11 protein-coding genes are annotated in these 13828 nt (G+C 73.4%); 2 read left to right on the plus strand and 9 right to left on the minus strand.

The window, feature by feature from the left end:
• Positions 1-76: 76 nt before the first annotated feature.
• On the plus strand, positions 77-2821 hold the full coding sequence (locus EXE57_RS11395) for a hypothetical protein (RefSeq protein WP_135077600.1): 2745 nt from the start codon (positions 77-79) through the stop codon (positions 2819-2821).
• Positions 2822-2852: 31 nt separating this feature from the next.
• Here EXE57_RS11395 and EXE57_RS11400 read toward each other — a convergent pair whose 3' ends face one another.
• The 9 genes from EXE57_RS11400 to EXE57_RS11440 all read right to left on the minus strand — a co-directional run bounded on the left by EXE57_RS11400 (position 2853) and on the right by EXE57_RS11440 (position 12933).
• Complete coding sequence (locus EXE57_RS11400; RefSeq protein WP_167305883.1) at positions 2853-3368, minus strand: hypothetical protein; 516 nt, start codon at positions 3366-3368, stop codon at positions 2853-2855.
• 36 nt (positions 3369-3404) lie between these two features.
• Complete coding sequence (locus tag EXE57_RS11405) at positions 3405-3851, minus strand: pyridoxamine 5'-phosphate oxidase family protein (protein ID WP_135077602.1); 447 nt, start codon at positions 3849-3851, stop codon at positions 3405-3407.
• 22 nt (positions 3852-3873) lie between these two features.
• Entirely contained in the window at positions 3874-4626 is a 753-nt protein-coding gene (locus EXE57_RS11410) for a 2-phosphosulfolactate phosphatase (RefSeq protein ID WP_244246793.1), read from the minus strand.
• Positions 4623-5090 carry a universal stress protein gene (locus EXE57_RS11415; protein ID WP_135077604.1) on the minus strand — a complete coding sequence of 156 codons (468 nt, stop codon included), beginning with the start codon at positions 5088-5090 and terminating at the stop codon, positions 4623-4625. The genes EXE57_RS11410 and EXE57_RS11415 overlap by 4 nt, the downstream gene beginning before the upstream one ends.
• A gap of 112 nt (positions 5091-5202) precedes the next feature.
• Complete coding sequence (locus tag EXE57_RS11420) at positions 5203-7146, minus strand: M13 family metallopeptidase (protein ID WP_135077606.1); 1944 nt, start codon at positions 7144-7146, stop codon at positions 5203-5205.
• 24 nt (positions 7147-7170) lie between these two features.
• Entirely contained in the window at positions 7171-9222 is a 2052-nt protein-coding gene (locus EXE57_RS11425) for a glycoside hydrolase 5 family protein (protein ID WP_135077608.1), read from the minus strand.
• 46 nt (positions 9223-9268) lie between these two features.
• Positions 9269-10246, minus strand: a complete 978-nt coding sequence (locus EXE57_RS11430; RefSeq protein WP_135077610.1) for an NADPH:quinone oxidoreductase family protein — start codon at positions 10244-10246, stop codon at positions 9269-9271.
• A gap of 67 nt (positions 10247-10313) precedes the next feature.
• Positions 10314-11537 carry a M15 family metallopeptidase gene (locus tag EXE57_RS11435; protein ID WP_135077612.1) on the minus strand — a complete coding sequence of 408 codons (1224 nt, stop codon included), beginning with the start codon at positions 11535-11537 and terminating at the stop codon, positions 10314-10316.
• Positions 11538-11541: 4 nt separating this feature from the next.
• The gene (locus EXE57_RS11440; protein WP_244246794.1) at positions 11542-12933 is read right to left on the minus strand and encodes an MFS transporter; all 1392 of its coding nucleotides are present in this window, start codon (positions 12931-12933) and stop codon (positions 11542-11544) included.
• 24 nt (positions 12934-12957) lie between these two features.
• Here EXE57_RS11440 and EXE57_RS11445 point away from each other — a divergent pair, with 24 nt between their 5' ends.
• Complete coding sequence (locus EXE57_RS11445; protein WP_135077614.1) at positions 12958-13818, plus strand: GTP-binding protein LepA; 861 nt, start codon at positions 12958-12960, stop codon at positions 13816-13818.
• Positions 13819-13828: the final 10 nt, after the last annotated feature.

A 13828-nucleotide genomic window follows, 5' to 3' on the forward strand; every position in this document is an offset into this window, starting at 1 on the left:
GGGCCGGGTGCCAGATCGACCCGGGCGCCGCGGCGCGCCTCCGAGACGGCGGCGAGCCGGTTCGTACCGTCGAGGTGTGTCCCTCTGGGGGTGGGAACGGGGACACGCCCGCACCCTGGTGGCGGTGGCGGCGGGCGTGGTGGTCCTGCTCGGCCTGAACACCCCACCTGCGTCGGCACGGGCCGCTGCCCCCGGGACGCCGACCGGCCGGACCGACCCCGTGGTGGCGACGGAGTCCCAGCTCCGGGCCGCGTGGAGCGATCCCACCCGTCGACGGATCGACCTGGCAGCCGACATCGTCCTGCGCGACTGTGCCACGGGAGACCCGATCCGGGAGTCGCCCTTCCCGCTGGTGCTCGACGGCCACGGCTTCACGCTCAGCCAGGCCTGCTTCGAGAAGCGGCTGCTTCGCCAGGACGGGACGGGGTTCCTCGACGTCCGGCGGGTGCGGCTGATGCGGGGCGGCTCCGACGGACCCGGAGCGGCCCTGACGTCCCGGGGCGAGATCGTGCTGCGCGACGTGACGGTCCGTCAGAACCTCGCGGAGGAACCCGGCGGCGGGGTCTTCTCGATGCGTCGGATCACGGTCTTCGGGTCCCGCCTCAACGGCAACCTGGCCAACGACGACGGAGGAGCGCTGTACGCCCGACGCGGTGGCGTCCAGGTCTACGACTCGATCATCAGCAACAACCTGGTGGACGGCTCGGGAGGCGCCATCGGGTCGACGGGCGACATCCTGGTCGTGCGGTCGGAGGTCGACGGGAACACCACGGACGGCGACGGCGGCGCGCTGTACGCCGACGAGGACGGTGACGTCACCGTCATCGACTCCCACATCGACGGGAGTGACGCCGACGGGCCTGGTGGCGCGATCTTCACGCTGGACGGCGACGTCGCCGTCCTCGGGTCCACCCTCAACGGCAACCGCGCCGACGACCGCGGGGGTGCCATCTCGGGTGAGGCCGACGTGCTGGTCGTCAACTCCACCATCGCGCGCAACCTCGCCGTCGCACACGCCGGTGGAGGAATCTGGGCCCGGGGCGACCTGACCCTGGTCAACGCCACCGTCGCCAACAACTACGCAGAAGGGGATGGCGGCGGCGTGCTGGCAGCGGGGCGGACGACCCTGATCGGCACCACGCTCACCGCCAACATCGCCCCCATCGGCGGGGACCTGGGGTCAGCCGGTCCCGTGAGCAGCTTCGCGACCGTCATCGGTCCGCCGGTCACCGAGGGTGTCACCGGCGACACGATCCCGACCCGGCGGAGCTGCCGGGTCTATGCCGCCTCCTCCCGGGGCTACAACTTCGTCAGCGACGACAGCTGTCGCCTCACGGACGCCACGGACGTGACGGGCCAGGAGCCGCGGCTGGCGCGACTCGAGGACGATCCCCGCGGATTCGTGCTGGAGCCGTTGCCCGACAGCCCACTCCGACGCGTGATCCCGACCGGTCGGTGCCTCGGCCAGCTCCCCGACCCGCTGCGCGGTGGCCAGCTGCTGTCGGCGTACGTCGACTGGGACGACGTCCTGCGGCGGGACGCCATCGGGCGGCTGCGCGACGGCGGCGACGGATGTGACATCGGAGCCGTGGAGTCACCGCCGCTCGCGTCGGGAGCCGCGGCACGACCCCCGCACGACTCGCGGCCCGCGGACAGCGGTGCAGGTGTTCGGGCCCGGACGCGGACCCCCCGGAACGACCCGCTCGCGACGGCCGGGCGAGCGGCCGCGACCGGCGCTCTCCCGGCCCTGGCAGCCCTCCCGAGCCAGACGGTCGGGCGTCCGCACCCGGCTGCGGCGCGCGGCCCGCTGGCCGCGATCGGCGCCACGCTCGACCGGATGGGGCGACGTCTCTCCCTCCTGAGGCGGGACGCCGGTCGGTTCGACCAGCTCGAGCGCTGCCTGTCGGAGGTCCCGGTGCGACAGGCGGGCGACCCGTCAGGGCGCTGGGGCTTCACCTACGACGAGCGCGACGGCACCGGCCCGGGCCCGCGGACCGCGCTGGTCCCCCATCGGGGACCGCGCCCGGACTTCAGGCTTCTCGACCTCGCCCCCCGCCGGGCCTGCCTGTCCCGGGCCCCGGACCCCAACGGCACCGGGGCCGACGCCAGACCACAGCTGCGACCCCACCCGGTCGAGCACCGTCGTCCCGGGGTCCGCTCGCTGCTCCGGCGACTCGCGGGGTTGTCACGGCTCGAGGAACGGATCGAGGACCGTGCCGAACGATTCGACCACTGGGAGTCCTGCCTGCGCTGGCAGCCGATCACCTCGGCCGGCGACCGCGAGCAGGACCTCGGCTTCCAGGTCTCGGCCGCAGCGGGGCCATCGCGTCACCGGGCAGCACTCGACGTGGACCTCAGCGAGTGGGACGACCCCGACTACCAGCTCCTGTCCTTCGGTCGCAGGGACCGCCCGGAGGGGAGACGGGAGTGCGGCGGCGAGCCCGGGGAGTCCGTCGACCGCGCGCCGGCGGCGCCGTCGCGCGGCAGCAGGTACGCGACCTCGAGTCCCCGGGTCGAGGTCGGCGACGACCTCGACGACCTGCGCCAGGGGATCGCCGGGCTCCGCGAGGACCTCGAGGACCTGGCGGAGCCGGTCGAGGAGATCACCCAGTTCGACGAGTGCATGTTCACCGTGGGGGTCCGGGCGCTGCCCGGCTACGACTACGTCGAGCGCGACGGACGGGCTGCGCGTCGTACCGCTCTCGCCTACGACCTCAGCCGCTCCCGCGGCCCCCGCCTCAACCTGCTGGCGTTCCCCGGCGAGGAGCCGCCGCAGATCGAGTGCAACGAGGACGCCGCCAGCGAGGGCACCGACGAGTGACCCGCACCCGCGGCCCTGGCGGAGATGACCGTCAGGCGGCCGGGCCCTTGGCGCGTACGTCGTCGACGGCCGTCATGGCCTGCCGCAGCTCGGCCAGCCAGTCGCCCTCGTGCTGGCCGACCAGGCGGACGCACCAGGCGAGCGCGTCGGCGCGCGACCGCGCGACGCCCGACTCGACGAGCGTGTCGAGCACCTGGCGCTGCGGCTGCCGCAGCCGGGTCATGACCGGCGCCGCGACGTGGGTCCACAGCTCCTCGTGCCCACCGACCCGGACGCCCCACGAGACCTTGCGCTCGTACCGGTGCTGGGCCTCGCGCGCGATCTTCATCCGGGCCTCGCGGGTGTCCTCGCGGAAGGCCCTGGCCCGGCCGGCGCGTGCCTCGGCGGTGGCGACGTCCGACTCCCCCGCGTCGACGTCGGCGACGGTGAGGACGACGGTGATCTCCTCGCGGTCGACGGCCACCTGCGGCGGCTCGACCGTCCACTCCTGCGGGAGTCGGCCGCTGAACCAGCCGCTCACCGCCTCGTGGTGCTCGTTTGTAATCATGTAATCAGTGTTGCACAGCCAGCCAAGAACGGCTGCTCAGACGATCCACGCACCGTCGCGCATCAGGGTCCGCCCCGGGATCTCGTCGACCTCCCGCCACGCCTGGACGCGGTCGGGCCGGAGCACCAGGTAGACGTAGCCCTCGCTGCCGCGGGGGTCCCAGTCGGCCTGGGCGGCGTAGGCCGCGGCCAGGGCCTCGTCCTCACCCACGGGGACGGTGCGCTCGAGGACGGCGTCGACCATGGTGACGTCGCGCGTCGGACCCACGGCCATCCGGCAGCGACCGCGTGCGGCCAGGTCACGGGCCGTGCGTGCCGTGGCGGAGAGCGCCACGACCATCCGTTCCTCCACCCAGGCGAGCGACAGCGGGACGAGGTGGGCGCCGCCGTCGGCGGAGGCGGTCGCGACCCACACGTCGACCGCGGGAGTCGCCCACAGCGCCAGGGTGTCGCGTTTCCGGGTGGCGGGGTCGCGCGGCGTCATGGCAGGAGTCTGACCGAACGGCTCACCCGGCGACGAACGCCCCGCGGACCAGCACCGGCACCACCCGGCTGCCCCCGTGGCCCGCCGCCACCGCCACGTCCGCGGCGAAGCCCTTGCCGATCAGCTCCTGCGCGCCCGCGCAGGCGGTCAGCTCCCCGGTCAGGTCACCGGCCACGGCTCGGTACGCCGCCCGCGCGAGCCGCGACTCCGGCGAGAAGCCCCGCTCCTCCAGCCCGGCGAGCACCGCGCCCGCACCCCACAGGTCCTCGGCGGCCGGTCGCAGCGTGCCGTCGGCCCACCGCTCTCCCGCCGGCACGACGGCGACCACCGCGCCCGCGTCGAGCCGTGGCCGGAGCCAACCGGCCACCGCCGGGGCGTTGCGGAGGCAGGCGGCGACCACGGTGGCCCCGGAGGCGGCCAGGGCCGCGCTGATCGTGGAGCCGTTCGGCGACGGCAGCACCAGCCGGTCCACGCCCGCCACCCCGGTCAGCGACGCCGGTGAGAGCGACACGCTCCCGGGCCGCTCCAGGGCCTCGAACCGACCGACAGCGAGCGTCGCGTCCAGCTCCTCGGCGTACGCCTCGGCCCGCTGGTCGTGCCAGCCGAAGGGGTGCACGGCGATGTCGCGCTCCACCGCGACCGTCACGGTCGTCGTGAAGGACAGCACGTCGACGACGACCGCGACGTCGGCGCCGTCCGCGATCGCCGCGGCACCGGTGGGTCCCCAGTCCGTACGGACCTGGTGGCCGGCCTGGGTGTGGGCCGGGTCGATCACCTGTCGTGGGGCTGGTGGGTCGGTACGACGACCACCGGGCACGGCGCGTGCCGCACCACCTGGTCGGCCGTCGACCCGAAGCCGAGCCCGCGGAAGCCGCCCTCGCCACGCTTGCCCACCACGAGCACCTCGGCGTTCTCCGCGCAGTGCAGCAGCTCCGCGGCGGCACGGCCGTGCACGACGTGCAGGTGCACCTCACCGGGCAGGTCGAGGCGCTCGATGTCGCGCTCGAGGTCGGCGAGCACGGCTTCTTCGTAGTCGGTCAGCGGTGGCACGTAGCCCACGGCCGACGTCGGGGGCTTCGGCGCGTTGAGCATCCCCCATGCACGCAGGACGTGCAGCGGGCGGCCGGTCCTCGCGGCGACGTCGGCAGCCCAGCGCACCGCCTCCGCCGAGGGTGCCGACCCGTCGTGCCCCACGAGCACGCCCCCCTCGAGCACGACCTCTTCCACGACCTGTGCCATGTCCGCTCCCCTCCTGGTCCGTGGGCTCAGGCTAGCGAGGGTCGGGCCTGGTGGCGCAGGGTCGATGGTCCCCCTGCTCGGCCTGCCCCAACCGGGCGGGCGGGCGGGCGGCCTACCAGATCCGGACCCGGTCCTCCGGGGCGAGCCAGAGGCCGTCGCCCTCGACGGTGCCGAAGACCTCGTGGAACTCGTCGAGGTTGCGCACGATGTTGGCGCGGAACTCCGGCGGGCTGTGGGGGTCGGTGGTGAGGTACTGCAGCGCGAGCTCCTTGCGTCGCTTGGTGCGCCAGACGTGGCCCCAGTTGAGGAACACCTTGGCGCGGTCGGCGACGTCGGCCGAGCCGCCCTCGCTGATGAGGTACGCCTTGTGCCCGATCGTCAGCCCGCCGAGGTCGCCGATGTTCTCGCCGACGGTGAGCGCGCCGTTGACGTGCTCACCCGGCATGTCGCGCGGCTCGAGGGCGTCGTACTGCTCGATCAGGGCCTTGCTCTTGACCTCGAAGGCCGCCCGGTCGTCCGGGGTCCACCAGTTCTCCAGGTTACCGGCGCCGTCGTACTGCGAGCCCTGGTCGTCGAAGCCGTGCCCGATCTCGTGACCGATGACGGCGCCGATGCCGCCGTAGTTCTCCGCCGGGTGGGCGTCGGGGTCGAAGAACGGCTTCTGCAGGATCCCGGCCGGGAAGCAGATCTCGTTGGTGCCGGGGTTGTAGTAGGCGTTGACCGTCTGCGGCAGCATGAACCACTCGTCACGGTCGACGGGCGACCCGATCTTGCCGAGCTGCCGGTCGGTCTCGAACGCCGCGGCGGCCGCCGCGTTGCCCATCAGGTCGTCGGGGTGCACCTCGAGCGCGGAGTAGTCGCGGAACTTCTCGGGGTAGCCGATCTTGGGGCGGAAGGTGGCGAGCTTGTCGAAGGCCCGCTGCTTGGTCTCGTCGGTCATCCAGTCCAGATCGGTGATGGAGCGGCGGTAGGCCTCGAGCAGGTTGGCGACCAGCTCGTCCATCAGCTCCTTGGAGCGGGGCGGGAAGTGCCGGGCGACGTACTGCTTGCCGACGGCCTCGCCGATCGCGCCCTCGACGAACGCGACGCCGCGCTTCCACCGGGCACGCAGCTCCGGGGTGCCGCTGAGGGTGCGGCCGTAGAAGTCGAAGTTGGCCTCGACGAAGTCGTCGGTGAGGTACGGCGCCGCCGCCCGGAGCACGCGGGCGAGCAGCCACGGCTTCCAGTCCTCGACGGGCACCTCGGTCAGCGTCTGCGACAGGTGGGAGAGGTACGACGGCTGCCGGACGCACGCCTCGGCGATCGTCTCGTCGGAGCCGCCGAGGTTGCGGATCCAGGACTCCCACTCGAAGGCCGGGGCGAGCTCCTTGAGCTCGGCCAGCGTCAGCAGGTTGTAGGTCTTCTGGACGTCACGGGTCTCGGCGCGCTCCCAGTGGCCGGCCGCGAGCCGCGTCTCCACGGCGAGCACGGTCGCGGCGGCACCCGCCGCGTCGGCGTGCTCGGCCAGCCCGAACAGCGTGGTCAGGAAGGCGACGTACTTCTCGCGGATCTCGGCGAACTTGTCGTCGCGGTAGTAGGACTCGTCGGGCAGGCCGAGGCCGCCCTGCAGCACGTTGACGAGGTAGCGGTCGGAGTTCTTGGCGTCGGTGTCCACATAGGTCCCGAACAGGCCGAAGCCGCCGATCCGCTCGAACTCGCCGAGGAAGGCCGCGAGGTCGCGGACGTCGCGCAGCGACTCCACGGCGTCGAGCAGCGGCCGGATCGGTCGGGTGCCCCGCGCCTCGATGGTCGCGGTGTCCATGAAGGAGGTGAAGAGGTCACCGATCCGGCGCGCGTCGTCGTCGAGCGAGGCGGGGTCGGCCTCGGCCAGCGACTCGATGATGTCGCGAACCCGCTGCTCGGAGGTGTCGGCCAGCTCGACGAAGGGTCCCCAGCTCGAGCGGTCGCCGGGGATCTCGGCCTCCGCCAGCCAACGGCCGTTGACGTGGCCGAACAGGTCGTCCTGCGGGCGGATGGCGGTGTCCATGCCCTCACGGGCGTCATCGAGGATGCTCACCCCCGCAAACTAACAACCCACTGCTCAGGGGGCGAGGTCCCGGTAGGCCCGCTCCACGACGTCGACACCGGCCTTCATCCGCGCCACGTACGTCGTGTAGTTCCAGGTCGGCCAGGTGAACGGCACGTCGAGGGTGCTCCCGCCGGCGTCGAACGACAGGTCGATCCCCTCGACCTCGACCCGCTCGGCAGGCACGCCCTCGCCCAGCGCCTGCCGGCTCGAGGGGTCGGAGAACCCGAGCATCGACCACGGGATCCGGAGCCGGACGGTGCGCCGCTCCTCGTCGACCTGCCAGGTGGCGGTCGAGTCGAACTCCTCGGACTCGGGGTCCCAGGTCCCCTCGACCAGCTGCCCGACGTCGAGGAACTCGGCCGGGCGCTGCTCGCCGCCGACGTCGTGGCTGCGGTTGGTGATCAGCCGGTAGAGGTGCCAGGGGTCGTCCTGGTCGGGGTGGTACGGCCGCTCGGGGGTGTCGAGGCGGATCGGGTCGAGGTCACGGCGCACGTCGAGCCGCGCCTCGCCGGCTCCGGGGTCGACCTCGATCCGGTAGTCGGCCCGCTCGGGTCCGGGCAGCACGTCCGCCTCGATCCGCAGCACCTCGGGGACCGCCTCGCGGGTCGTCACCTCGAGGTGCACCCACGAGGCGTCGGCCCACACGTGGACGTACTCGAAGGCGCCCGACTCCGGGATCGCCTCGGCGGCCGCGTCCGGGAGCGGGTCGGGGTCGGTGGCCACCAGCCCGAACCACTGCTCGTTGGTCAGGGGGTCGTGCCAGAGCTGGCGCCGCTCCTCGTCCTGGTGCTCCAGGGTGTTCCAGGTGCGCTTGAACCACTCGTCCTCCCAGGAGAAGACGAACGCGCCGGCGGCGCCCTTGGCCTCGAGCAGCCGCATCAGGTCGGCGTTGACGGCCATCGCCTGCTGCTCGGTGTGGCCGCCCTGGTCGCGCCCCAGCGGACCGGCGTGGGCGGAGCCGAGCGAGGACGGCACGCCGAACTCGGTGACGAGCAGCGGCATGGTGCCCGCGACGTGGTCGCGGAGCGCGGCCACGTAACCGGCGTACGGGTCCTCCCGGCCGTCCCACTCCTCGTCCTGCAGCCCGGGCTCGTAGCGCTGGAAGTCCGGGTAGTAGGGGTAGGCGTGGAAGCTGGCGAAGGTGCCGGCGGGCCAGGCGTCGGTCGGCAGCACGTGCATCGGGTCGACGGAGACGAGGTCCTCCTGCGGGAGCGGCTCCTCGGGGTGCACGAGCGGGTCGGTCGTCGGCCAGTTGACCATCGCGATCGGGGCAGCGCTGCCGCGGTCGGCCTCGTGGGCGGCGAGCTCGTCCATGTGGGTGGCGATCCACTGCTCCGTCGGGGTCGCGTCGCCGGTGGCGGCGAAGTACTCCCCGGAGCGGTACGCCACCTCGACGGCGTCGGTCCGCGCGACGCCCTCGGGATCCCACTCGACGCCGATGATCCAGGAGGCGAGCCACGCCGAGACGTCGACGGTGTAGCGGCCCGACGCCCGCCCTGGCGTCTCGGGCCGGTCGAGGTCGCCGTGGACCGCCGCGGAGAGGTCGGCGAGCTCCTCGGAGAAGGCGTCGTCGACGGCCGGGTCGTGGAGGGTGCCGCCCTCGTCCACGTAGGACTCGTCGGGGAGGTAGGCGCCCTGCACGAGGTAGATCGGGTCCTCGGGGTGGGCCTCGTTGTGGGCGGCGAGCTCCTCGTAGAACCCGGGCGGCAGCAGCGTGTAGACGCGCACCACGCGGATGCCGAGGTCGGCCATCTCGCGCAGCCAGGCGGCGTACTGCTCCGCGGGGATGGTGCCGACCTCGCCCGGCTGCTGCAGCGGGACGGTGCTGCCGAGGTTGACGCCCGGGAGGAAGGTCTTGTCACCGGAGGCGGTGTGGAGCCGGAAGCCGTCCGCGTCGGCGGTGGCGACGACCTCCAGGCCGTCGACCTGCTCGGCGCGGGGTGCCCAGCTCGGTCCGCTCGGCCCGTCCGGCTCGTCAGGACCGGCGCAGCCGACCAGCGCGGACGCTGCCAGCGCGGCCGCCGCCGCCAGCACGGCCGGCCGCGCGGCGCCCCGAGGTCTCACACGCTGAAGGGTACGTCCGTGGTCGGCGCGGCACCGGCGAACGAGCTCAGCTGCGGAGCCGGACCACCGACTTGCCACGCGTCCGACGCTCGTCGAGGTCGGTGAGCGCGCGGCCGAAGTCGTCGAGGTCGTACGTCGCCCCGATCGGCGGGTCGATCGCCCCGCTCTCCAGCAGTGGCCGGATCGCCTCCCACTGCTCGGCCATGTAGCCCGGGCGGACCATCGCGTACGCCCCCCAACCCACGCCACGGACGTCGGTGTTGTTGAGCAGCAGCCGGTTGACCTTGACCTCGGGGATGCCCTGGCCGCTGGCGAACCCGACGACGAGGAGCCTCCCCTGGGGAGCGAGCGACCGGAGCGAATCGAGGAACACGTCGCCGCCGACCACGTCGACCACGACGTCGACGCCGCGCCCGCCGGTGAGGGCGGCCACGGCGTCCTTGAAGCCGTCGAGGAGGACGACCTCGTCGGCACCGGCCTCGCCGGCCACCTCCGCCTTCTCCTCGGTCGAGACGACGGCGACGGTGCGGGCACCGAGGCCGCGGGCGACCTGGATCGTCGCGGTGCCGACCCCGCCGGCGGCGCCGTGGACGAGGACCGTCTCGCCCTCACGCAGCCCGCCCCGCTCGACGAGCGCGAAGTGGGCGGTCAGGTAGTTCATCGGGATCGCCGCGCCGGCGTCGAACGAGACGTCGTCGGGCAGCGGGAAGGTCGCGTCCTCGGGCACGACGGCCAGCTCCGCGGCGCCGCCGTACGGCAGCACGCCGGCGACCCGGTCACCGGCGGCGAAGCGGGTGACCTCGCCCCCGGTCGCCACGACCGTGCCGGCGAGGTCGACGCCCAGGGTGAAGGGCGGTTCCGGCCGGACCTGGTAGGCGCCCCGGCTGAGCAGCAGGTCGGGGAAGGAGATGCCGACGCGGTGCACCTCCACCAGCACGTCCCGCGGTCCGGGGGTGGGCTCGTCGACCTCGGTGACCTCGACGGCGTCGGGGCCGGTGGGCGTCAGGACCTGGGCGGCACGCATGCCGAGCACGCTACCGACCGGGGTGTGGGGTGCCCGCCCCCTGTCCCGATGGTCCGCCCCACGCGGGTCACCGCGGGTCGACCAGCTGCGCCATCTCGAAGTGCATCGGGTCGGTGTAGCTCCAGTCGCCGCCCCAGGCGAAGCCCCACCGCTTGAAGGCGGCCACCACGCCGCGGTCCATCTCGCCGACGGTGCCGCGCTGGTTGCCCGGCACGTTGAGGTCGAGCGCCAGGCCGAAGGAGTGGTTGGAGAGCGTGGTGGAGCCGGCGATGAAGCGCGGGTAGTAGCAGCCGGCGTACTCGCCGGGGTTGATCTCGTCGGCCAGGCCCTGGGCGACGACGTCCTCCAGGGCAGCGCGCAGCTGGGGGAAGATCGCCCGGTGGCAGGTGACGGTGCCGAGGATCGGCACGGCCTCGGTGGCGATGTTGGCCGCCACCCACGCCGGGTCGGGGGCGATCCGGCCGCCGCCGATCACCTGGTAGTTGAAGGTGCCCACGACGTCCGCGATGGAGCCGCCGGTGAGGAAGGCGGTCTGCGTCGCGGTGGGGTCCAGGCCGAGCCGGGAGGCGATGTCGAGGTCCTGCACCGACGCGGTGTCGCCGACGATGGCCTGCACCCGCTTGCGGATCGTGGACGGGTCGTCCTCGTCGGTCGAGATGATCAGCCCGTTGCCGAGCACCATCCGGCCGATGTCCTCGACCCACGCCTCGTTGACGACCATGTCGATGGTCTCGGGCTGCGGGGCGTAGGCACCGATGTGGACCACCGGGGCGTCGTCACCGCTGCCGAGGGCGAGGTTGCCGTCCTCGTCCTGCAGCTTCCGGCCGAGCCTCGGGTCGATGGCCAGCTCGCCGCCGGCCAGCCGGTCCCACACGTCCTGGGTCTGCGCGGAGCCGGCAGGCGTGAACCGCCGGAAGGTGGCGCCGTCGACCGCGGCGACCGTGAGCAGCTGGTTCTCGATCGCGACGTTGCCGAGCCCGATCACCTCCGCGGCCGCGACCTCCGGGAGCGCTCGGATCCGCTTGATCATGTCGTCGCTCAGCGGCTCGCGGTCGAAGATCAGCATGTCGGGCCGGTAGAGCCGGTCCTCCAGCGGACCCGGCGGCTCGACGGCGTGCTCCGGGTCGGCCACCGGGAGGGTGCTGCCCCCCTTCGTCGGCGAGGCGCCCTCCGACGGCGACGGGGACCCGGACGGCTCCGGCTCGCGGCCCGTGGTCGGCGCCTCGCTGCAGGCGGTCAGCACCAGCAGCAGCGTCGCCGCTGCCGCGGTCGCCGGCCACCCCCGCCTCATCCCGTCAGCGTATCCGGGAGGGGATGAGCAGCCACGAGATCACGCCGCCCACGCCCAGCAGGCCGGCGCACACCAGCATCGCCGTGGAGTACGCCGCGTCCATGGCCAGCACGTCGGCGTACTCCTCCCCGGTGAGGCCGACCAGGGGCGGCAGCGCCGCGACCGCCAGCAGCGACCCGGTCCGGGCCACCGCGTTGTTGACGCCGCTGGCCAGTCCGGCCCGGGAGACCGGCGCGGCGGCCAGCACCGTCGCGGTCAGCGGGGCCACCATCAGCGCCAACCCGAGCCCGAAGAGGGTGAGCCCCGGCAGCACCGTCGTCCAGTACGTCGCCGTCGCGTCGACGGTCAGCAGCCACAGCACCCCGGCTGCCATCACGATCGGTCCCAGGGTCATCGGGATCCGCGGGCCGATCCGCACCGCCAGCCGACCCCCGCGGGCCGCGAGGAAGAGCATGCACACCGTGATCGGCAGCGTGGCCACCCCGGCGGCGAGCGGGCTGTAGCCGGCGACGGTCTGGAGCTGCAGGACCAGGAAGAACAGCACCGCGCCGAGGGCGGCGTAGACCAGCAGCGTCATCACGTTGGCCGCGCTGAACGTGCGGGAGGCGAAGATCCCCAGCGGCAGCATCGGCTCCCGCTCGCGGCGTTCGACCAGCACGAACCCCGCGGCCGCGACCACGCCGAGGACCAGCGCCGGCACGGCCCACCGGGTCCCCGTCTGGATCAGCCCGAAGGTGAGCCCCGCCAGCGCCGCCATCGTCAGCAGCGAGCCGGCCACGTCGAAGCGGGTGGGCGGGTCGGGGTCCCGGGTCTCGGGGACGTGACGCACCGCGATCCAGACCGCGACCAGCGCGAGCGGCAGGTTGATCAGGAAGATCCAGCGCCACGACGCGAGCTCGATCAGGCCGCCGCCGACGAAGGGGCCGATCGCGGCGGCGATCCCGCCGAGCCCGGACCAGGCCCCGATGGCCGGCGCGCGGTCGTCGGGGACGAAGGCGCCCTGGATCATCGCCAGGCTGCCCGGCGTCAGCAGGCCGGCCCCGACGCCCTGCAGCACCCGGGCGGCGATCAGCACCTCGGGGCTGGGGGCCAGGCCGCACATCAGGGAGGCCAGGGCGAACCAGGCCGTCCCGACGACGAACAGCCGCCGCCGGCCGTACCGGTCACCGAGCGAGCCGCCGAGCAGGATCGTGGAGGCCAGCGAGAGCAGGTAGCCGTTGCTGATCCACTGCAGCTCGGCCAGGTCGGCTCCCAGCTCCTCGCCGATGGTCCTCAGTGCGACGTTGACGACCGTGCCGTCGAGCAGCGTCATCCCCGACCCCAGGACGGCGGCGGCGACGACCGCCCTCCCGGTAGGACTCCCGAGCCGGACCCCTTCGGGCGACGATTCCTCCACGCCTCGCAGCGTAGGCTGGATCGCGTGTCAGGTCTCCGGTCGACCGAGCAGCGACTCATCGAGCACGTCGACCGGCTCGGGGCCGAGCACCCGCCCATCGACCTGGCCACCGTCGACTTCACGGTCCGGGATCCCGCGGCCACCAACGCCCGCTTCGGCCACGTGCTCGACTACATGGCCCGGGTCGAGCTCGAGGTCGACCGCAACGTCCTCGAGCTGACGACGATGCTGCCCGACCCGCCCGAGGTGGACCGCCACTTCTACGCCGACGTGTGGCACCCGCAGGAGGTCCGGCACGGCCAGATCCTCGACGAGCTCCAGGTGCGGCTCGGGCGCCCGGCCGCCGACACCGACCTGGACACCGTCTCCGCCAAGCTCCACGTGCTCGGCGCGCTGGCGCACCTCGCCCCGGTGCAGGACGTCGTCCGGATGCTCTACTACCTCACCGGCCAGGCCACCGAGCGATCCGCGGTGCTCGCCTACAACCTGCTCCACGACGGCCTGCTCGAGTCCGGCGAGCGGGCCGCGGCCGAGACCGTGGTGGCGCAGATCCGGCGGCAGGAGCCCGGCCACCACGCGTTCTACGCGATGTCCGCCCGCGGTCTCGCCGAGCAGCTCTCACCCTGGCAGCACTGGCTCGTACGTCGGCTGCGCGCGGTGTCGTTCGCCCCGGTCGGGGCCAACGACGACGAGCAGCGTGCCGACTTCGGCGAGGTGATGACCACGCTCGGCATCGACCGCGACCTCGAGCGCTTCGCCACCCAGGTCGCGCGCGTCGAGTCGGAGCTGCTGGGCGCCACCACGGAGGGACTGCCCGTCCCGGCGTACGTCGTCAGGGCGTTCCGCGAGGCGGTCGAGCTGGCGCAGGCGCGCGCCGCCCGATGAGCCGCCCCGC

Origin of the sequence: Nocardioides euryhalodurans, from assembly GCF_004564375.1 — a bacterium.
In the GTDB taxonomy this organism is placed as follows: domain Bacteria; phylum Actinomycetota; class Actinomycetes; order Propionibacteriales; family Nocardioidaceae; genus Nocardioides; species Nocardioides euryhalodurans.